Raw genomic sequence first — 19,422 nt, 5'->3', positions numbered from 1 at the left:
CAGGGCGCACCCTGTTGCTGGGCTCCAAAACCCCGCCGCATCTCCCAATGCGTCCAATCGATCCTGCAAGGCGTCTCGCAGGGCACTCCTCGTGCGAGACCACCCGGATCCGCCAGCGTGTCCCTGTTCAGGATGCACCATCGCGCTTTAGTAAGCTTAACATACTATTTTACGACGGCAATACTGCCCGGCCATCAATAGGGCAAACCGACATAGTTCTCAGCCATGGCTGTCGCGGCCGCTCGGGAATGGGTGAGGTAATCCAGCTCCGCCTCCTGGATCTTCTGGCCGAAATCACCATTGTCGGGAAAACGATGCAGCAGCGTCGTCATCGACCAGGAAAAACGCACGGCATTCCACACCCGTTTCAGCGCCTTGGCGGAATAGGCATCTATCCCGGCATTCGACTTGTCCTCGTAGTGCTCGAGCAGACCCTCGATGAGATAATAGACGTCGGATGCCGCCAGATTGAGCCCCTTGGCGCCGGTCGGCGGCACGATATGCGCCGCATCGCCGACCAGGAACAAACGTCCGAAACGCATCGGCTCAGCGACAAACGAGCGCAAGGGCGCAATCGATTTCTCGAAACTCGGGCCTGTCACCAGGGCATCGGCATGATGGGCCGGCAGACGGCGGCGTAGTTCATCCCAGAAGCGATCGTCCGACCACATGTCGACCGTGTCGTCGAGCGAGCACTGAACATAATAACGGCTGCGGGTATTTGAGCGCATCGAACAGAGCGCAAAGCCACGGGGGTGGTTCGCATAGATCAACTCGTGATTGACCGGCGGCACATCGGCCAGAATACCGAGCCAACCGAAGGGATAGACCTTTTCGAAGGTCTTGATCGCAGCTTCCGGGACCGCTTTGCGGCTGGCCCCATGAAAACCATCACAACCGGCGATGAAATCGCAGTCGATGCGATGGGAGATACCGTCCTTGTCATAGGTCAGATAGGGACTGTCGCCATCAAAACCTGCCGGCGTAACATTGGCCGCATCATGGATCGTGATGCCACCTTCCCGCTCCCGCCTTTCAATCAGATCCAGGGTGAGTTCGGTCTGACCATAGACCATCACCCGCTTACCGCCTGTCAGATCAAAAAGATCGATACGGTGGTCGCGGCCATCAAACGCCAATGAAAAGCCGTCATGCGGCAGGCCTTCACGATGCATGCGCGCACCGACACCGGCACGGTCGAGCATGCCGACCATGCCTTCTTCCAGAACGCCGGCCCGCACTCGGGCGAGGATATGTTCCTTGCCTACCCGGTCGATGATGATGTTATCGATACCGGCATTGTTCAAAAGCTGACCGAGCAAAAGGCCTGACGGGCCTGAGCCAATGATGGCAACCCTGGTGCGCATGATTCCTCCCGAATGCGTCTGCAAACTTGTCTATACGCAAACTTTGGCCCTGGATCGGCGCCACAACAATGGACTAAGGACGTCTTTTATTGCACATTTCGAACATGACGAACCACAAAGCTCTTGCTGACAGAATCATCCCGACCTATGAGCTCTACGGCGAAGATGAGCCCGCCTCGGCGGGCTTTTGGGTGCACTGCGAAACGATCCCGGCGCGAAGCAGCCAATACCATTGGGAAATCGGCCTGCATCGCCACGACCATTTCTTTCAGGTCCTGCTGGTCACCGGCGGCTCCGGCGATGCCCTCTTTGGAAAAGACATTGTGCGTTTCGAACCCTGCGCAGTGTTGACCGTCCCGCCCGGCATCAATCATGGGTTCCGCTTCTCGCCAGACATCGACGGCCACGTCCTGACCTTCCTCGCATCGCGTCTGCCTGTCCGCCCCGGCGAACCCAATCAGCTGGGCGCCTTTCTGTCGCGCGCGCGCGTCACGCAGATCGACGACAAACATGCCGATTCCAGTTTGATCAGGGAAAGCATCCTACGACTTTGTGACGAGTGGCAGGAGCGACGCAGCGGTCGTGCGATTATGATGGAGGCCTGCCTTGCCACTGCACTGACGCTGACAGCGCGCTTGGCCGGGCAGGATGTCGCAGATGCCGAAAGCACGGATCCGAACGACCGTCGCATGGAGGCTCTGACGGCCATGATGCACCGTGAGGTGAGAAACCATCGCACAGCAAGCTTCTATGCCAAGGCCCTCGGTATATCGGCGACCCATCTCAACCGTATCGTGAAGGACAAAGCCGGTATCAGCACCCAGGACCTGCTGATACGCCGCCTGCTGGAGGAAGCCCAGCGCGAACTGCTTTTTAGCCCCGGCAGCGTCCAGGAAGTGGCTTTCCGCCTCGGCTTTGCCGATCCAACCTATTTTTCCCGTTTCTTCACGCGCCAGACGGGTTCAACGCCCCGTGTCTGGAAGATGCGCGAACAACAGCGCCTCGGTGAGCGCGACAGCAATGATCCCGTCAACGAAACATCGTGAACAGATCCATCAGCACTCCACGCATCTCGTCCATCGGCCATTCGCGGGTGGCAGGTTTCGGTGTCATGCCGGCGACAAACCCCGCCGCCTGGAACCGATCGATCAGCCCGCGATCCGCGCTGACGATATGCATGGGTACACTGCGCGGCGCATCCGAACCAGTCACGATTGACGCTGGCTGGTGATCGCCGAGAATGACGAAGATCGTCTGCTTGCCGAAGCGAGCCATGTAGCTTCCCAATGTCTCCAGTGAATAGTCTATGGTCTGGATGTAGTGTCGGCGCACGCGTTCAGGATCAGCCCAGACAACCGAAGGAGGATCTCCGCTCGATGCCTGCGCATCGAAGATCGATCCATCTCCAACCGACGGCCACTCCACAAGACTTGCCACCGGCGTCCAGGGCGCATGGCTGGAAATCAGCGCGATTTCGGCCATGACTGGCTCGCGTTCATTGACCGGACGATCGCGCACCAGCTGCTCGAAGGCCGAGAGCGTATACTGGTCAGGCATTGTCACCCAGTTGAACGGCTGTCCCCGATAACCCAGATCGGCGGCCGCCAGTATCTGGTCATAGCCAAAATAGGCGGCCTCAGGCCAGGCCATGGTTATGGCCGGCATCACAGCCACACTCTTCCAGCCGGCCTGCGCGAACAATCTGTTCAGGCTTGGTTTTTCACTGCGTATCAAGCGGTCGTAACGCGCTTGGCTGTCGACCCAGAGACCAGACAACAAGGTTCCGTGGGCAAGCCAGCTCAAGCCTCCGACTGTCGGAGAGCCGACCCAGGCGCTGGCGGAGGCGAGGCCCGCTGATGCCAATTGTGTCTCAATGGCCTCCAGACGAGGCGCCGTTACCGATCTGTAGCGCGGATCCTCGATCGCGCTGCGGCCATAGGATTCAACGAAGATCAGCACGACATCCTGGCCAGTGATGGCCGAAAACAAAGACCGGCTTGAAGCCGGCTCATCTGTCTGGGTCAATTCGGTCTCGAACGCCTTCAGATCCTCTACCGAGTGCGCAACCAATGCCAAACGCTCGACGAGATAACCCGGCATCCGGACGTCGATGCGGGATTGCCCCAGGGCGAAACCGAAAGCGCCAACGAGCAATGGGGAAGCAAATGCAATGAGCAGAATGTGACGCGCCCTGCCCTCGGCCGACGTCATCCAGGCGATGGCGCGCCGAAACAGAAACACGGAGCAAATTAGAGCAGAAAGAACCACCAGGATAGCTGCAAGGGCTGCCCCTGTGCCAATCGAACCCGAGAGCAGGTTCCAACCATCCGTCAGCATCCTGACATCGAGATAAGGATTGAAGGGACGCTGAAATGCGGCCTGTGTGCCGATATCGGCAAGCTTGAGAAACAGGACGACAAAGACGAGCAAGGTTGCCAATCCGGCAAGAAAGCGTGCCGATCTGCCGCGGACGATCAACAGCGCCAAGCCGATAAGCGGCATCTCCGGCGGCAACGTCAAAAAGGCGTCGAAGCTGAAAGCACCGGGATGATCCGGCACAGTGAAGGCGAACCAGGCGGTGGCTGCAAACAAGAGCCCGCCAAAGTACCAGAACTGCTGCGATGCCGGCTTGCGATCAGGGATTTTGCGGCTCATGACAGTCCAATCCGATTGCCCGCTCGTAACAGGCTGAGAGAAGAACCCAATACCTGATCAGAAAGTCCAGCCGCTTGTTTCTGTTTCGCCTTGCCGCCCCGATTGTCACCATCGCCCTGATTGCTGTGATAGCGATGTGGGTCGACAGGGCAGCCCTTGCCCGAGCGTTTTCCAATGTCTCGGTGGCCAATCTTGTGCTTGGCCTGGCACTTGTTCAATTGCAGATCATGTTTTCGGCGCTGCGTTGGCGTTTCACCGCCGGTCGGCTTGGCCAGACGATACAATTGCGCCATGCGATCGGCGAATACTATGTTGCCAGTCTTTTGAACCAGAGCCTGCCGGGTGGCATGGCCGGTGATGCGATCCGCGCATGGCGTATGCGGACCACGGAGCAAGGCGGCTGGAAGCTTCCGGCCAAGGCCGTCGTCTTCGAGCGCCTGTCCGGTCAGGCGGCCTTTTTCGTCCTGGCTGCCTGTGGGCTTGCAAGCTGGCCTCTGCTGCTCAGTACGCGTGAACTCGACAGCGTACCTGCGATAATGCCCGTCACGCTCATCCTGGCCGTGATTGTCGTATGTGTCCTGATTGCCGCCATCCGCACCGGCATCTTCGTGCGCTTTGAAGCCCTGATCCCCGAACTGAACCGTGCCTTTGTCGAAGACCGTGCCTGGATGGTGCAGACAGGCCTCAGCCTTGTCGTTCTCGCCAGCTATGTCGCGGTCTTCCTGCTGGCATCGCAGGCCGTCGGCGCGCCTCTGCCCTGGGCAGCCGCGCTGACTGCCATTCCGCTCACCCTGCTTGCCATGTTGATCCCGTCCGGCTTCGGGGGCTGGGGCACACGCGAAGCGGCCGCGATGGCGCTTTGGCCGCTTCTGGGTGCAACGTCCGCCGATGGGCTGGCGGCCAGCCTGCTGTACGGTGCAATCTCTCTTGCCGGTGCGGCTCCCGGGCTGCTCGTGCTCCTGCTGACCGGTCCTGCCCGTGGCCGATCGATCAGATAGACCCGCGTCCTCAGCCCTGCCGCTGTCGATCATCGAGATTCCAGACGGGCATAGATATCGCCGGATTTTGCGTCGGCTGGAAGATCGCCTAGCTCCTTGAGCATTTCCTCGCCAGTTATCCAGACGTCACCGACAAAGCGATGGCTTTCGCCGATCACCCGGTTGAAACGGTAATTGCCGAGCGTCATAAGCCGATTGATGGACTGAGAAAGGATCGACGGCATCGCCGGGAGATATTCGAACGCAATCAGCGCAATCGGCGTGGTCAAGCCCTCAAGTATCTCCGCCTCGGCGCCTTCCACGTCGATCTTGCAAAAGACCGGCAGACCATGGCGGGCAATCAGTTGGTCAAGCGTGACCATTGGCACGATTACCTTCTGGTCCCACACGACCTGCGCAAAACCGGGGGCGTGCATCACCGTCTCGACAAATCGCGGTGAAATACTGGTCACGGTCGGATGCCGACTTGAAATCAACAGGTCGATTTCACCCTCCGCATTGCCAACCGCAACCCGCTCGAAGGCCCGAAGACGCCCCTTGAAGCGGCTTTCGATAAAATCGGCGAAAGCAGGTTGCGGTTCAACCGCGACCACGTGTGCCCCAAGTGACAGCAGCGTCTTGGTGCGGCTTCCAACATGAGCACCGATATCAAAGACAAGATCGCCTGGCCGGATCAGATTACCGTAGAACCGCTTGAGGGCGAGCCTGCGCCAGGGCTGCGCATAGTAGACGACGAGCGAGCGGGCCAGACCAAGAGACGTACCAAGACACGCGATGACAGTCATCGGAGCGTGTCCGGCCGGGTCATGAGATACAGCGTATCGACGGTGAAGGAATAGATCAGCATCGCGAGTGCAATAAGTGAGAGGGCAGTCGAATAGGCTGGTTCGACAACGGGCATCAACACCAGGCAAAGTGCAACAATCTGTATCACGCAGACAAGTTTTCGACGGAAGGAAGCAAAGAGCTCTCGGCGCAATTTTGGCAGAAACCACTGGGCGGCAACAAAACCATACCGCATGATCCCTATCAGGATCACCCAGGCCCCTGCCTTGTCGGCAAGGGCCGCAGCGACAGACAGGATCAGAATCAACAGCGCGTCGACCTCCATGTCGAAGCGCGCGCCCAGTTCCGACTCCTGGGCATAGCGACGGGCGAGATAGCCATCGAAGCCGTCCAGTGCCAAAGCCACCAGCACAACGACAATCAATGTCCAGAGAGCCGCGTCCGAATGTTCCAGCCGATCGCGAAACAGTACCGCCGCACCCGTCAGGCTGACGAGCGATGCGCGAAACGCGGTCACAAGATTGGCGAAGCCGAAGCGTGGATGCGGATGGCTCGGAAGCGAGTGCAGCACGAACGCGAAGATCAGCCCGATCATGATCATCGTCGCGGCGACAAAATGCCAGCCAAGCGGAAAATGCCAGGTGACGACCAGCGCCAAACCCAGCGTGAATGCCGAAATGCCCGCCAGATGCAGCAGACTATCGCGCAGCAGGCTATCTGACGGAAGGACAGGACGTTGCCCGCCCTGCCAATTGCCGACCCTGTCTGGCTCGCTGACCATGATCCCCTCCTCGACTGGCCGCAGCTTACTCTGCGGCCACCAAAGTTTCGAGATCCATCATATGACCCGCACGCAGCGTCTTGGTTCGCAGGTAGTTCTCGTTTTCAGCTGTCACAAGCCCGGTCACCGGCGCACGCGCCTCGACCGTTATGCCACCTGCACGAAGGGCCGCAATCTTCGTTGGATTGTTGGTGTAGACGGCGACCCGCTTGATATCGAGGAGTTGCAACATGGCGATAGCGGCCTCATATCGGCGATGATCCGTACCCAGGCCGAGTTCGGCATCCGCGTCGATCGTGTCCAGGCCGAGATGTTGATATCCATAGGCTCGCATCTTGGCGCCAATGCCCGTGCCGCGACCCTCCTGGTCAAGATAAAGCAAAACGCCGCCGCCAGCCTGCTTCAGCAGGGCAAGACCGTTACGCAACTGATCGCCGCAATCGCATTTCAGCGAGCCGCAAAGATCGCCGGTCAAGCAGGAGGAATGAACGCGAACAGGGACTGCCTTGGTGACATCAGGCTGACCAACGACGATTGCGACCTGATCCTTCTGCGCCAGGCCTCCGCGGAAAACGACAAACTCTGCCTGGCCGAGACCCGCCAATGGCACGCGCGTTCTCACCACCTTGTCGAAGCGCTGTCTAGCGACATCGGCACCGCGCAGCTGGCTCGCCGCTATTGCACAGCAGCCGGCAAAACGATCGGCGCTGTAGGAAATGTCAGCGACCACCATGGCCGGAAGCAGAAGCGCGATGCGTGCAAGTTCGGCCGACACCGATGCAAGGCCATCGGCTGGCTGGAACGATTGTGGCTGAACGGCACCCAAAGCATAGGCCAGTCGCGATGCCCGGTCGAAACTGACGCCTGCGAGCGGTGCCAGCATGTCCTGCGTTTCACCAAGCCCAAGACGGCCGGCCCGTGGTGCGGTCAGGAGAAGCGCATGGCTCTGGTCTGTGGCCTCAGCGAACTGGTCGTAAAGCGATGGCGCCATGCAATCAAGCGAAAGCGCTGCCAGCTGGCGTTTTCCTTCCTTCAGGATCACCGGCCGACCGTAGCGCAGTTCCGAAACGGCGCGCTCAACTTCGATTGCTGGCGTTGTAAACTGGAAGACGGAACTGCTCGTCGAGGACATCTGGGCACTCCTTTGATCATTGTCGATCATTACGCCTAGGCAACGCGTCCGGATTGCGCCGGCTCAGTAAATATATTTTGATCAGAACGGTAAGCAATTGCGCTCTACCGCACTAGGTATCGGCAGATATATGGTCTCAATACGCGAAAGAGGAAGACCGCGTGAAGCCTGAGAGTGATGAACAGTCTGTGTTCGATGCCATGACAGCTACCGCGCTGTGGTTCGAGGCGCCTGGCCTCTGTCGAATGCGACAGGAAAGGCTGCCGCAACCTGAGGAAGGCGAAGTTCGCGTGCGTACGCTGTTCAGTGGCATCAGCCGAGGGACGGAAGCGCTTGTCCTTGCTGGCAAGGTTCCGGTCAGCGAACATGCACGCATGCGCGGGCCCAACATGGGCGGCGATTTCCCTTTCCCGGTCAAATACGGTTACGCAGCCGTCGGCCGAATCGAAACCGGCCCGGACACGCTGATGCATCGAACCGTCTTCTGTCTTCATCCGCATCAGGATACCTTCGTGGTCACCGCCGATCAGGTGACTGTCTTGCCGGAGACATTGGCACCCGGCCGGGCCATCCTGGCAGCCAATATGGAAACCGCCCTGAACGTCGTCTGGGATGCCGGCATTCTGCCCGGTGACAAGGTGGCCGTGTTCGGCGCAGGCGTCGTTGGCAGCTTGATCGGTTTTATTGCAACCGGCATTACCGGTACCGAGACCTCACTTGTTGATCGCGATCCGGGCCGGGCACACCTGGCAGCAAGCCTTGGACTTCGTTTTGCCGAGGCGTCAGCCCTCGTAGGCGAGTATGACGTGCTGATCAATGCGTCCGGCTCATCCGAAGCCTTGGCAACCGCCATTGATCATGCCGGCATGGAGGCACGCATTGTCGAAGCAAGCTGGTATGGTGACCGCCCGGCAAACATACCGCTCGGTGGCGCTTTCCATTCCCGTCGGCTGCAGATTGTCAGTTCTCAGGTCGGCGCGATTTCCGCCACCCGCCGCCCTCGCTGGAGCTTTGCCCGCCGTATGGCAAAAGCGCTTGAGCTTTTGGAAGATCCAAGGCTCGATGCTCTGATTTCCGGCGAAACAGAATTCCACAACCTCGATGCCACTTATCCGCAGATTCTGTCTTCGCCAAATACCCTCTGTCACCGCATCCGCTACTGTTGAAAGATAACGCCATGTTCGCCGTTGAAGTCCGTGACCACATCATGATCGCCCACAGCCTGCCGCGCCCCGTGTTCGGCCCGGCCCAGGGCATGCATGGCGCAACATTTGTCGTTGATGCAGCGTTTTTCACCCGCGATGTCGACGAAGACGGCCTGGCGGTCGATATAGGGGCCGCCAGCACCGTGCTGGCCGAGACCCTGAAACCGCTCAACTACCAGAACCTCGATGAAGTCGCCGTCTTCAAAGGCAAGGTGACGACAACCGAAGTCATCGCCAAGCACATTTTCGACCAACTCGCGCAAGCCGTCGCCGACAAGCGGCTCGGCCCGGGAAGCCATCGCATCTGCAAGCTGAAGATCACGCTGCACGAATCCCACGCTGCCCGCGGATGGTATGAGGCCGACCTTTGAGGCGCAGCCTGACGTTTGCCTATCCCGGTGCGCTCGATCTCAAAACCGGCGGCTACGCCTATGACCGACACGTCATCGGGGCGCTACGCGAAAGCGGCTGGACAGTCGATCTGCTTGGACTGGGAGACGGCTTTCCCTTTCCTTGCGCAGAGACATTGGCCACCGCGCAAGAGCGGCTTTCAGCGCTCAAGAATGGACAATTGTTGCTGATCGACGGACTGGCCTATGGCGTGATGGACAGTTGGGCGACAGGTGAAGCGCAGAGGCTGGATATCGTGGCGTTGGTCCACCATCCCCTGGCGCTCGAGACCGGCCTGGACGACGATCAGCAACAAGCCTTTCGGACATCAGAAACTACGGCTCTGTCGGCAGCGCGCCACGTCATCGTCACATCGCAGATGACCTTGCGCGAACTTGTTGCCAACTACGGCGTGGCAGAGCACAATATCACGGTCGCCCTGCCCGGCACCGACAAGGCTCCGCGCTCCAAAGTCAATGGCGATCCGCCGGTGATTGTCTCAATCGGCAGCCTTACGCCGCGCAAGGGGCATGACGTGCTGATTTCCGCCCTCAAGTCGAACGAGGATCTGGCTTGGCATGCCCGCATCGTTGGCAGCCGCGATCTCAATCCGCAGACTACAGCGGCACTGGAGGAACAGATCAATGCCCTTGGTCTGTCCGACCGGATCACGCTGGCCGGCGAATGCAAGGACAGCCGTCTGGAGCTTGAACGGGCCGACATCTTTGCGCTTGCCAGCCGTTACGAAGGGTATGGCATGGTGTTTGCCGAAGCCCTGTCGCAAGGCCTGCCGATCGTCGCCTGTCATGCCGGCGCCGTGCCCGATGTGGTACCGCAAGACGCAGGCATCCTGGTGCCAATCGATGATGTACAAGCCTTTGCAACGGCACTTCGCCGGCTTCTTGCAAACCGGGACGAACGACTTTTACGCGCAAAAGCTGCAGAAAAGGCCGGTAAACTGCTGCCGCGCTGGAGCGACACGGCAGCAGCAGTCGTCCAAGCACTGGACAGAAACACATGAGCGGCTTCGACAAGGACTGGCTTGCACTTCGAGAACCCGCGGATCGCAAGGCACGTGCAGGAAACCTCATCGACCGCCTCTGCCTGTACATGGTTGCGACGAAGCCACACCGTGCATTGCTGGATATAGGCTGTGGCACAGGTTCGACCTTCCGCACTCTGTCGCCGCTTGTACCCGTGGACACCGACTGGCATTTGCTGGATTACGATCGGCTCTTGCTCGAGGAAGCCAAGCGACGGACCGGCGAGCGGTCTAACATCCGTTTCCGGCGGCACGATCTGAATGATCTCGATAGCCTGCCACTCGACGGCGTGACAGTTGTCACCGCCTCGGCACTTTTTGATCTCTGTTCGGCAGACTTCTGCAACCGCTTCATCGATGCGATCAGCCCACACGGCGCGGGGCTCTACGCAGCATTGAACTACGACGGCGTGATGCAGTGGACGAAGCCTCACCCACTAGACGAGCAAGTGGTCGCCGACTTCAATCGACACCAGCACTTCGACAAAGGCTTTGGTCCAGCTCTCGGACCGGATGCGACGCAGCATCTGCGGCTCGGGTTGGAATGGAACGGTTACCACGTGTGCACCGCGCCTAGTCCCTGGGTGCTGGGACCCGATCAGGCCCGACTTCAGGCCGAACTCCTGCACGGGATAGTTCGTCCCCTCACCGAAGTCGGCAACCTGTCATCGGCAGAGATCAGCGACTGGCTGGGTTTCCGCCGCGCAAGCCTTCCTGCACCAGATAGCTCATGCGTGGTCGGCCACACGGACCTGATCGCGCTTCGCAAACGCTGAGGTGTCTTCACCCTCAGATCGCAGGTTACAGTCGAACAGGATGTCACTGCCGAGGTTATAGACGCTGGCGGCCGGTCGCGTCGCCCCGGACAATTGGTCAATCGGCGGCAGGCAGATACCGGTCGGCCCAGATCCTATGATCAACGGCGCAATCGCCACGTGGAGGCGATCGACAAGCCCGCCTGCGATAAACCGCGCGATGGTGCGGGCACCCCCTTCGACCAGGATACGGCCAAGGCCACGTTGGCCCAGAACATCGACAATCTCGCGTGGATCGAGCCCATTTGCGTGGCGACGTATGCGGATGACCTCGGCCGGGTAGCGCTTGTACTCCGCATCATGCGCCTGCAGCAGAATGACAGGTGCTCCACCATCGTCGAACAATCGTTCCTCGCCGGACAATTCGGCGCGACAATCAACGATCACGCGCACTGGGTCTGGACCCTCGACGACACGGACGGAAAGCCTTGGATCATCGCATTTGACCGTACCGACACCAACGATGACGGCGTCGACGAGTGCCCGACATCGATGCAGATGGGCAATCCCGTCGGGTCCGGAGATATCGCGGGCATCGCCGGTGGGCGTTGCCACACGGCCGTCAAGGGATTGGCCGACCTGCGCCAGCACGAAAGGTTCGCCAGCGGTTGCAATCGGGCCATAGAGTGCAAGAGCGGGATCACACCCTGGGCCGACCGCAAGATCGCACCTCCCGCGCATGGCCAGAAGCCTTGCCCACAGCGCGTTATTCATTTCGATCATTCGCATACGGGCCAGTCCTGCGATCTTCTAGAGGATGCGATACAAGGTTTCGTCACGCCGGATGACGTGATGGAAGATGACCGCTGCAAAATGCAACGCGAACAGGGCCAAAAGGATCCAGGCGCTCCATTGATGAATGGTCGATAGCGTTGCTGCAACATCGGGGCTTTTGCCGATCGGGCTCCAGATCGGGACTAGGCCGAACCATTTGAGCGGAAATCCATGGGCATTGGTGGCGAGGAAACCACTCACAGGCATGACGACCAGGAAAACATAAAGCAGGCCATGAACGAGCCCGGCCACAAGGCGCTCCAATGCCGGCCCATTAACGGCCGGAATGGTGCCGGTCAACCGCGATCCGATACGAACAAGCATCAACCAGAGGACCAGAAAGCCCAGGCTTTCGTGCACGGTGTAAAAATCGAGCTTCACTGCATCCTTGACAAAACCAATCATCAGACCGAGCGGCCAAGTTGCCAGGACCAATCCGGCGATGATCCAATGCAGCAGTCGGAGCCGCGCCGGATATCTGCGCACCGATCCGAGACTTCCTCCGAGCTCTCGCTGAAGCTCTGCCATCCTGATCTCTCATTTCCCCAGATGGATTGGTCGAAAGCTCCTCCGCCCGACCCTATCCATTGATTTCACAGTAAATTAGGATGATCCGCTTCCACCGCAATGTAAACACCGTTGGAATTCCGCAGCGAATGGTCACACTCTGGTGATCGGACTGCCAAGATGCGAGTGAGGGATGATCAAACAAGGCTGAGGGATTGGGCTAACCAAGGCGCAATGCTTAGAGCGTCGCCGGTGCCCTCTGGAAAAACACGTAGGACCCCTTGGCAACTTTGAAGATGTCGCAGTTCCGTCGCACTTTGCCGTTTTCTTCGAGGCGAAAGACACCAAGCGAACCGGAAAAGCCTTCAGGCGCCTTCATTCGTTGGGGTGAAAATGCAAGATCGCCATAGCTGTTCACCAAACCAATTGTCATGGCCATGGCATCAAAGCCATAGCCTGCCTGGGGCGATACTGGCATGCCGTAGCTATCAATGTAGCGCTTGCCGATTCTGGCCTGGATGTTCTGATCATATCGGCAGACAATCGCACCAGTCAGTTTTGGGTCGGATAGGTCAGCGGACGTCAAGACGGTGCTCGCGACGAGGCGACGCCCAGGCTTTGGCGGCTTTGTCGCGTCGGCCTTCTTGATGAATTCACCTGGTTTTTTAAGGCCCGGCATCAAGACGACCATGTCTGCGGCGCTCCAGGAGGCCTGGTGTTTTACACCGAGCCCGCCAGTACTGGCGTCAATCAGTGGCGCAACTTTACCACCGAATGCAGTAATCTGGCGTGCGACGCGCCCTGCTTCGATCTTCTCTGCGGCTGAAGAGACGACAATGACAGCTTGCCGTGCGCCTTCCGCCATAGCGAAAGATGCGCCTTCGATCATGCTGTCGACGGGACTAGACACAAAGGGATACACCCCCTCGGGGAGAGCCGCCTCGTTCGTCTGGAATGCAAGGATCGGCACCTGGCGTTGACCCAGAGCCTTTTTTATCGCGTCGAACTCCGAGCCCCGCGCGGTGGTGATCAGCATCGCCATGTTTTGACTGCTCAACGATTTCACGGCAGCTTCTATAGCTTCAGGCTTTTCAAGCGTTTCCAGCATAGTCAACTTGACCGTCTCGCTGCCCAGTGTGTTGACGGCGAGAGCGGCTCCATCGCGATACTCGCTGTCAGCCTGACGACTCGGTTGATCAATTCTCCGCACACCGAGAAAGCCGACGCGCACAGACCCGGCTCCAAGAGTTTGATTGTAAAGGCCGCTGTCGCCAGTCGGGGGCGGGTTGTTCTGACCCGCAGCCGCGGCCTTGTCGGCGTCTGTCGGCTTTAGCGCGTCAGTCTGACACCCTGCCAGCGCAAAAAGAATGATAGCGAGAACGGGAAGACGGACCGAGCCCTCTCCTGCCTTGCGGCTTTTGCCCGATTTCATGCTTCCCCCAACCCATTTGGCGTTCTGATGATCGTTGTTTAATCATCAGCTGAGATCAGAAGCAAGGATCCGGCTCGACCGAAAGCACTGTCCAAGATGAAGATGGGGTCACACCCAAAATTGGGCCGGTTTATACAGCCACCCCATGGAATTTGAGCGGTTTTCATTTAGCGGAAACGCGCGCACACGCTTTTAACAGGCACTGTCACGCGGGAAAGGTGGCAGTCCGATCACCAACGGCGGGGACCCACCCAGGGAACGACCCTGGCAAAGTCAATATACCTTTCGGTAAAATCGATCTATCTCCGTAAAGACAAACTATATATTTTCCATAAAATTTTACACAAAAGCACTGATTTTGATTTGCGCAGTATTAACACTGCCTTTGAACGTCGTATTCATGACTATTTTGTAGTGTCTCCCAATCAAGGGAGACAAAGATGCTCACAATAAAAACAAAAAAAACAGCTGGAATCGCGAGTTTTCTAATTTCCATTACACTTACGCAGCCATCCATTGCTGCACCAAGCGCACTCTTGATGTCACAATCCATCCAGACGGCGCCATCGTCGCAGCTTTTTGGGACAGGCGTGGGCCTCATGCCTTTGGCACTTAGCGCCACGGGCTACATTCAAAGTTCAATTTCTTCTCTGCTCAATCAGTTTTCGAAAGTCGAATATTCGAAGACCAATACCGCTTCATCCGTCGCAAGGACAAACCCTGTTTCTATTGTATTTGTCGCCCCAAAGACAGCGGAGTCGGTCGGACTATCAAAACCAGCCCAGACGGATACTGCCGTATTTGACACAGTTGCGATCCCCTTCAAGCGCCTTGGTGCTTTGAAGAAAATTGGGCCCTCGCTCGCCGAGATGAAGTCGTCCGGCGATTTTGACTGCAAGTCGGCCCGGTGCGGCCCAGCGGCCGAGCGCATTTCCACCTCATTGGGCCGTGCGGGCTCATCGATCAGAGACAAACTTGACGCAGTGAATGCTAGTGTCAACCAGGCCATTCGTTATCGCAAAGATTCAGACATCCACAACGTCTTGGACAAGTGGTCAACGCCAAGCGAAACACTGGCCCGCCAACAGGGCGATTGCGAGGATTTTGCGATTCTGAAAATGGCGATGTTACACAAGCTCGGCATCGATCTGAACGACATGTCGGTTGTTGTCCTGTTTGACCAGAAGCGCCATTTCTATCACGCCATTTTGTCGGTGAAGGCCGGAGGTCGCCACTACATACTCGACAACATGCGCGCCCAAGTTCTGGTCGATACGCAATTGCCCAACTATATGCCGCTGTATTCGATCACGGCCGGCAAGGGCTATCTGCACGGGTCCCGCCGTAAGGGCGAAACCGCAAGCGCCGTCGTGTCGCTAGACCGCATCGCGCCTGGTGAAGGCGCAATCCAATGAAATCGAACGCAGGTCAATAGCGGCTGATGTAACCAATCAGCATTTGACGATCATGGGCGGGTGCGATCGCCAGGTTCATGGTACCCCGAATGGACTGTGATCCAAAAGCCACTGTGAAGCTCGTGCTCAGCGTCTTGCCCTTGTTGCCCTCCAAGGTCGAGATTGCCTCTTCGACTTGGACGTCAATGGAAAATCTGAGACTTGCAGCCAGCTGAACGGCTTCCGCGACGGGCAATTTCTGCCTGAGAACCGTCAGAAAGGCGTCATTGAACATCTGAATGCGCTTTGTCCTGGTCAATACCAATGCCGGCGAAGGACAAGCCTGGATTAAGGCATGCAGATTGTCGAGAGACGAGACCCTCTCCAACATATTCATGCGCACCATGGCCCACTTCAGACTTACGACCCGCATCAACGACGTCACATTGGTGCCATCGGGAAATTGCGCTGCCGTGATGTTGACCAACTCCGCGGTGGATAGCTTGCTGGCGGCCGACATCCTATGAAGCCCGTCCCAGTAGATGCGCTCCAGCCGGATCCCTCTGCGTTCGCCAGCTCGCCCCGTGACTGCGCGAAAATGCGGCTCGATATCTTCCTGCCCCAAGGCAGGAATCACCGAACTCTCCAGTCCAGAGGGACCTAAATTGGCGACAGCCTCGGGCTTTGCGATCAACATCTACCGCTCCGTTAACGCTACGGAGCGCGCTTTGTTGATCGGCTTCATCAGATAGCTGAGCACAGTTTTTCGGCCGGTCATGATTTCAACCGATGCCACCATTCCGGGAATGATTGGATAGGCCTTACCGTCTCTTTGGAGCTCGGAACTCTCCGTTTTCACCTGAACAAGATAGTAGGTTTCGCCTTTTTCCTTCTCAACGATGCTATCAGCAGAGACATTGGTGACTTCACCTTGCAGCCCTCCAAAGATCGAGAAGTCATAGGCGGTCACTTTGATGATCGCTGGCTGACCACGTCGAACGAAAGCCACATCACGCGGCGACAGGCGCGCCTCGATCAGTAGAACATCGGCTGTCGGTACGATACCTGCCACAACGGTCCCCGGGTCGACATAGGCGCCGATCGTGTTGACTTCCAGCGTATTGACGATGCCGTCGACGGGAGACCGGATATCGGTTCTTTCTACCCGGTCTGACGCACCGCGGATGGTCTCGCCGGTCACCGACAACTCGGAGAGCGATAGCGCCTTCTCCGTCAATGCCTGCTGCCTGAGTTCGAGTGCCAGTTCCCCGACCTGAAGTCGCGCCTCTTCAACAGCGCCCTCAAGCCGTTCGAGGCTTTCCTGATAGACATGCATCTGGCCTTGCTGATCGGTAAGATCACGCTCGATCGTCAGCAGCTCGGTCTGCGCCACCAACCCCTTTTTCGCCAAAGGCTTGATCAGCTCATACTGGCGGTTGGCTGCGGCGATGTTCTGTTCCAGCCGCGTAACATTGGCATGTGCCTCGCTGAGTTCCGTCTGCCGCTGCTTCACACGCTCCTGCAAAACGCCAAGTTTATTGTCATAGCTCGCCTTGTTGGCAGCAAACAGCTGTTCCTCATTGTCGCAAACAGCCTTGGCGACCTCAAGGACATCCTGCGGACAGACAAATTTCGTGTCGTATTTGCCCGCCTCTTCGAGCTCCAGGCGGGCCACCTTCGCGCCCAATGCACGGGCCTTGGCAACGGATTCGCCAAGCGACGATTCTGTCGTGCGGTTGTTCAGCTGCACGATCAATTCGCCCTTGCGGACAACCTGTCCCACCTGGACCGCAATCTGCTGGACAATGCCGGCCTCGGAGGACTGAATGATCTGGGTCTTTGAAACAGGAATGACCTTGCCTTCACCCCGGGCTATTTCGTCGATTTCCGCGAATGCCGCCCAGGCGACAAAACATATGACGCAGAGACCGACAAAGCCCAGCAGCATACGGGCGAAGAACGGTGGAGTGTCATGCACGCTGCGGCTCATGATTTTGCCACTCCCTTGCGCTGCATGGCTTCAATGACCACCTGTTTCGGACCATCGGCGACAATGCGTCCCTTTTCAATCACGACCAGGCGATCAACCAGTTCCAGCATGCTATGACGGTGGGTGGCGATCACCAATGTGGTGTCTCGACCAAATGCCGTTGAGAGCCGATTTATCAGGTTCCGTTCGCTGGCCAGGTCCATCGCGCCGGAAGGTTCGTCGAGAAAGACGATCTTTGGCTTGGTCAAAAGCAGGCGCGCAATTGTCAGCGCCTGCTTTTGACCGCTTGACAGATTACTACCGCGTTCTCCGACGGGCATGTCAAAACCGCGAGGATGATTGGCGACAAAATCGTCCACACCGGCGATGCGCGCGACTTCAACCAGCTCTTCGTCGGTTGCGTCAGCACGCCCGATCAGAAGATTTTCCTTGACCGTTCCAGAGAACAGATCGGAAGACTGCCCGGCAATTCCAACTGCCTCGCGGACTTCTGCCATATGATATTGACGGATATCCACCCCATCGATCAGAAGTCTTCCGTCGGTTGGCAGATAGAGACCGTCCAAAAGCCGGCCAAGCGTGGTCTTGCCCGACCCAATGCGTCCAATCAAGCCAACACGCTCACCCGGAGCAACCGTCAGGGACAATTGGTTCAACACGGGATAGTCAGACCCGGGATAACTGAAGCTCACATTCTGAAAGCTGAATCCTCCGTGACGGATAGAGCGATTGACGAAACCCACCGTAGAGGGTCGGTCATCCGGCAGTTCCATGATCTTGTCGAGAATGCGCAATGACATCGTTGCCTGGCGGAAACGGGCGAGCGTCATTGCGACCTGGCCAAGCGGCGCGCCGGCACGACCCGCCAGCATTACAGTCGCGACAATCGCGCCCATCGCCAGATTGCCCTCGGAGAACTGATAGGTGCCTGCGATCACGATCAGAACGCCGACCATCTGTTGAACGAAGGTCGTCATATTGATTGCATTCGACGAGATGTTCTTGATCTCCTCGCTGGTACGGCTGGAGTATTTCATCAACTCCTGCCAGCGCCGCAACATGCCGGCCTCGGCTCGCAGGCTCTTCAACGTTTCGATTGTCGAAATAGTCTCGACCAGAAGCGACTGCCGCCGCGACGCCTCGTTGGCGGCAGCCGCCATACGATGACCGATCTGCGCCTGCGCCCAAAAGCCGATTGCGATCGACAGTAGAAACGCCACCGATGGAATGACGACCAGCCAGCCCGCGATCAGGTAGATCACAATCAGGAAAATGAAGACAAAAGCGCTGTCTATCAGAAGACCAATCGTATTCGATGTAAAGAATTCGCGAACGAACTCATATTGCATGACCCGGTTCGCATATTCACCGGTCGACATCGGGCGCGATGCGAGGGACGTATTGAGAACCTTGTCGAAGATCATTTGTGACAGCCGCATGTCGGCGCTACGTCCCGCGTGATCAATCAATGAGGAGCGGGCAGTCTTCAGCAAAAAATCGAATAGATAGGCGATCGTGATCCCGACCGCGAGGACCCAAAGCGTCGGTATCGCCTTGTTAGGAAGAACCCTATCATAGACATTCATAGTGAACAGTGGCGAAGCGAGCGCGATCAGATTTATGAACAGCGCAGCAAACACGACACGAAGATAGGTGCGCCAATAAGGCACAAGCGCGCGGGTCAGCCAGTGACGCTGCTCAATTTCTCCGGCATCGCCGACGGTCGCCTCATCCGAGGCATTGCGATAGAACAGCGTGAAGGCAAAACCGAATGTCGGCTTGAGCGCCACCAGATCACGCTGAGTAAGCCGAATAGCCTTGCCATCCTGCGACAAGACGTCTGTCACATAGAGACCGTCTGCATCGACTTCCAGAAGTGCCAGCACACCGCTGTCAAAGACAAGGATAGCGGGGCAATCAAAATTGCCCTCACGACAATCCCGCTCTTCGTGTTTGACTGCTTGAAGTCCGATGCGCTCAGCCAAATGCTCGACATCATCGAGTTCAAGCGATTCCGAAACTTCGTCAGGCACGCCCGAGAACAGGACCGTGTCTGAACTGGGGCGCCCGTAAAAGTTTGCAACCGATTTGAACGCGGCCTTGAAGTTCTGAAACGTACCGGCGGTCGTCGTTTCGACCTTTACATTCAGCATG

18 protein-coding genes are annotated in these 19,422 nt (G+C 57.9%); 7 read left to right on the top strand and 11 right to left on the bottom strand.

Annotated elements, in window-relative coordinates; all coding sequences use genetic code 11:
- Window positions 1-194: 194 nt before the first annotated feature.
- Window positions 195-1,367: a 4-hydroxybenzoate 3-monooxygenase gene (pobA, locus tag LQ231_RS22755; RefSeq protein ID WP_230174163.1), complete on the bottom strand. Its 1,173-nt coding sequence runs from the start codon at window positions 1,365-1,367 to the stop codon at window positions 195-197.
- 104 nt (window positions 1,368-1,471) lie between these two features.
- Between pobA and LQ231_RS22750 the strand changes: the two genes are divergently transcribed.
- Window positions 1,472-2,413, top strand: a complete 942-nt coding sequence (locus LQ231_RS22750; RefSeq protein ID WP_230174162.1) for a helix-turn-helix domain-containing protein — start codon at window positions 1,472-1,474, stop codon at window positions 2,411-2,413.
- Here the strand turns inward: LQ231_RS22750 and LQ231_RS22745 are convergent.
- On the bottom strand, window positions 2,397-4,022 hold the full coding sequence (locus LQ231_RS22745) for a sulfatase-like hydrolase/transferase (protein WP_230174161.1): 1,626 nt from the start codon (window positions 4,020-4,022) through the stop codon (window positions 2,397-2,399). The two genes, LQ231_RS22750 and LQ231_RS22745, sit on opposite strands and share 17 nt — an antisense overlap.
- Window positions 4,023-4,096: 74 nt before the next feature.
- Between LQ231_RS22745 and LQ231_RS22740 the strand changes: the two genes are divergently transcribed.
- Window positions 4,097-5,020, top strand: coding sequence for a lysylphosphatidylglycerol synthase transmembrane domain-containing protein (locus LQ231_RS22740; protein ID WP_230174159.1), 924 nt, complete (start codon window positions 4,097-4,099; stop codon window positions 5,018-5,020).
- 29 nt (window positions 5,021-5,049) lie between these two features.
- On the opposite strand, the gene LQ231_RS22735 is transcribed toward LQ231_RS22740, so the two are convergent.
- From LQ231_RS22735 to ribA, 3 genes are read right to left on the bottom strand one after another with little or no spacing between them, the layout of a single operon-like run.
- A complete protein-coding gene (locus LQ231_RS22735; protein ID WP_230174158.1) occupies window positions 5,050-5,805 on the bottom strand; it encodes an FkbM family methyltransferase in 756 nt (251 codons plus the stop codon).
- Window positions 5,802-6,587, bottom strand: a complete 786-nt coding sequence (locus LQ231_RS22730) for a CDP-alcohol phosphatidyltransferase family protein (RefSeq protein WP_230174157.1) — start codon at window positions 6,585-6,587, stop codon at window positions 5,802-5,804. Before LQ231_RS22730 ends, LQ231_RS22735 begins: the two co-directional genes overlap by 4 nt.
- A gap of 25 nt (window positions 6,588-6,612) precedes the next feature.
- Entirely contained in the window at window positions 6,613-7,719 is a 1,107-nt protein-coding gene (gene ribA, locus LQ231_RS22725; protein ID WP_230174156.1) for a GTP cyclohydrolase II RibA, read from the bottom strand.
- 161 nt (window positions 7,720-7,880) lie between these two features.
- Between ribA and LQ231_RS22720 the strand changes: the two genes are divergently transcribed.
- From LQ231_RS22720 to LQ231_RS22705, 4 genes are read left to right on the top strand one after another with little or no spacing between them, the layout of a single operon-like run.
- A complete protein-coding gene (locus LQ231_RS22720) occupies window positions 7,881-8,885 on the top strand; it encodes a zinc-binding alcohol dehydrogenase (RefSeq protein ID WP_230174155.1) in 1,005 nt (334 codons plus the stop codon).
- A gap of 11 nt (window positions 8,886-8,896) precedes the next feature.
- On the top strand, window positions 8,897-9,295 hold the full coding sequence (locus LQ231_RS22715; protein WP_113140148.1) for a 6-carboxytetrahydropterin synthase: 399 nt from the start codon (window positions 8,897-8,899) through the stop codon (window positions 9,293-9,295).
- A complete protein-coding gene (locus LQ231_RS22710; protein WP_230174154.1) occupies window positions 9,292-10,335 on the top strand; it encodes a glycosyltransferase family 4 protein in 1,044 nt (347 codons plus the stop codon). The genes LQ231_RS22715 and LQ231_RS22710 overlap by 4 nt, the downstream gene beginning before the upstream one ends.
- Window positions 10,332-11,132, top strand: coding sequence for a class I SAM-dependent methyltransferase (locus LQ231_RS22705; protein WP_230174153.1), 801 nt, complete (start codon window positions 10,332-10,334; stop codon window positions 11,130-11,132). Before LQ231_RS22710 ends, LQ231_RS22705 begins: the two co-directional genes overlap by 4 nt.
- Here LQ231_RS22705 and LQ231_RS22700 read toward each other — a convergent pair.
- From LQ231_RS22700 to LQ231_RS22690, 3 genes are all read right to left on the bottom strand, one after another.
- A complete protein-coding gene (locus LQ231_RS22700) occupies window positions 11,085-11,900 on the bottom strand; it encodes a RibD family protein (RefSeq protein ID WP_230174151.1) in 816 nt (271 codons plus the stop codon). The two genes, LQ231_RS22705 and LQ231_RS22700, sit on opposite strands and share 48 nt — an antisense overlap.
- Before the next feature lie 21 nt (window positions 11,901-11,921).
- Window positions 11,922-12,473 carry a cytochrome b gene (locus LQ231_RS22695; protein WP_230174149.1) on the bottom strand — a complete coding sequence of 184 codons (552 nt, stop codon included), beginning with the start codon at window positions 12,471-12,473 and terminating at the stop codon, window positions 11,922-11,924.
- A gap of 217 nt (window positions 12,474-12,690) precedes the next feature.
- Complete coding sequence (locus LQ231_RS22690; RefSeq protein WP_230174147.1) at window positions 12,691-13,884, bottom strand: hypothetical protein; 1,194 nt, start codon at window positions 13,882-13,884, stop codon at window positions 12,691-12,693.
- A 440-nt stretch (window positions 13,885-14,324) separates the two neighbouring features.
- Between LQ231_RS22690 and LQ231_RS22685 the strand changes: the two genes are divergently transcribed.
- Window positions 14,325-15,299 carry a transglutaminase-like cysteine peptidase gene (locus LQ231_RS22685; protein WP_230174145.1) on the top strand — a complete coding sequence of 325 codons (975 nt, stop codon included), beginning with the start codon at window positions 14,325-14,327 and terminating at the stop codon, window positions 15,297-15,299.
- A gap of 13 nt (window positions 15,300-15,312) precedes the next feature.
- On the opposite strand, the gene LQ231_RS22680 is transcribed toward LQ231_RS22685, so the two are convergent.
- The 3 genes from LQ231_RS22680 to LQ231_RS22670 are packed head-to-tail and all read right to left on the bottom strand — an operon-like array spanning window position 15,313 to window position 19,421.
- A complete protein-coding gene (locus tag LQ231_RS22680) occupies window positions 15,313-15,975 on the bottom strand; it encodes a ribbon-helix-helix domain-containing protein (RefSeq protein WP_230174143.1) in 663 nt (220 codons plus the stop codon).
- Window positions 15,976-17,268 carry an HlyD family type I secretion periplasmic adaptor subunit gene (locus LQ231_RS22675; protein WP_230174141.1) on the bottom strand — a complete coding sequence of 431 codons (1,293 nt, stop codon included), beginning with the start codon at window positions 17,266-17,268 and terminating at the stop codon, window positions 15,976-15,978. It lies immediately after the preceding gene.
- Window positions 17,265-19,421: a type I secretion system permease/ATPase gene (locus LQ231_RS22670; RefSeq protein ID WP_230174138.1), complete on the bottom strand. Its 2,157-nt coding sequence runs from the start codon at window positions 19,419-19,421 to the stop codon at window positions 17,265-17,267. Before LQ231_RS22670 ends, LQ231_RS22675 begins: the two co-directional genes overlap by 4 nt.
- Window position 19,422 lies beyond the last annotated feature (1 nt).

The organism is Rhizobium sp. CECT 9324, assembly GCF_918741265.1.
Taxonomy (GTDB): Bacteria; Pseudomonadota; Alphaproteobacteria; order Rhizobiales; family Rhizobiaceae; genus Allorhizobium.
Note: the sequence above shows the minus strand (reverse complement) of the source record. Positions and strands in the feature narration are given on the sequence as shown.

What these genes read in the sequence shown, in the direction of transcription:
- pobA (WP_230174163.1), bottom strand. Translation starts at nt 1,367, where the DNA reads ATGCGCACCAGGGTTGCCATCATTGGCTCAGGCCCGTCAGGCCTTTTG.
- LQ231_RS22750 (WP_230174162.1), top strand. Translation starts at nt 1,472, where the DNA reads ATGACGAACCACAAAGCTCTTGCTGACAGAATCATCCCGACCTATGAG.
- LQ231_RS22745 (WP_230174161.1), bottom strand. Translation starts at nt 4,022, where the DNA reads ATGAGCCGCAAAATCCCTGATCGCAAGCCGGCATCGCAGCAGTTCTGG.
- LQ231_RS22735 (WP_230174158.1), bottom strand. Translation starts at nt 5,805, where the DNA reads ATGACTGTCATCGCGTGTCTTGGTACGTCTCTTGGTCTGGCCCGCTCG.
- LQ231_RS22730 (WP_230174157.1), bottom strand. Translation starts at nt 6,587, where the DNA reads ATGGTCAGCGAGCCAGACAGGGTCGGCAATTGGCAGGGCGGGCAACGT.
- ribA (WP_230174156.1), bottom strand. Translation starts at nt 7,719, where the DNA reads ATGTCCTCGACGAGCAGTTCCGTCTTCCAGTTTACAACGCCAGCAATC.
- LQ231_RS22715 (WP_113140148.1), top strand. Translation starts at nt 8,897, where the DNA reads ATGTTCGCCGTTGAAGTCCGTGACCACATCATGATCGCCCACAGCCTG.
- LQ231_RS22705 (WP_230174153.1), top strand. Translation starts at nt 10,332, where the DNA reads ATGAGCGGCTTCGACAAGGACTGGCTTGCACTTCGAGAACCCGCGGAT.
- LQ231_RS22700 (WP_230174151.1), bottom strand. Translation starts at nt 11,900, where the DNA reads ATGCGAATGATCGAAATGAATAACGCGCTGTGGGCAAGGCTTCTGGCC.
- LQ231_RS22695 (WP_230174149.1), bottom strand. Translation starts at nt 12,473, where the DNA reads ATGGCAGAGCTTCAGCGAGAGCTCGGAGGAAGTCTCGGATCGGTGCGC.
- LQ231_RS22690 (WP_230174147.1), bottom strand. Translation starts at nt 13,884, where the DNA reads ATGAAATCGGGCAAAAGCCGCAAGGCAGGAGAGGGCTCGGTCCGTCTT.
- LQ231_RS22685 (WP_230174145.1), top strand. Translation starts at nt 14,325, where the DNA reads ATGCTCACAATAAAAACAAAAAAAACAGCTGGAATCGCGAGTTTTCTA.
- LQ231_RS22680 (WP_230174143.1), bottom strand. Translation starts at nt 15,975, where the DNA reads ATGTTGATCGCAAAGCCCGAGGCTGTCGCCAATTTAGGTCCCTCTGGA.
- LQ231_RS22675 (WP_230174141.1), bottom strand. Translation starts at nt 17,268, where the DNA reads ATGAGCCGCAGCGTGCATGACACTCCACCGTTCTTCGCCCGTATGCTG.
- LQ231_RS22670 (WP_230174138.1), bottom strand. Translation starts at nt 19,421, where the DNA reads ATGCTGAATGTAAAGGTCGAAACGACGACCGCCGGTACGTTTCAGAAC.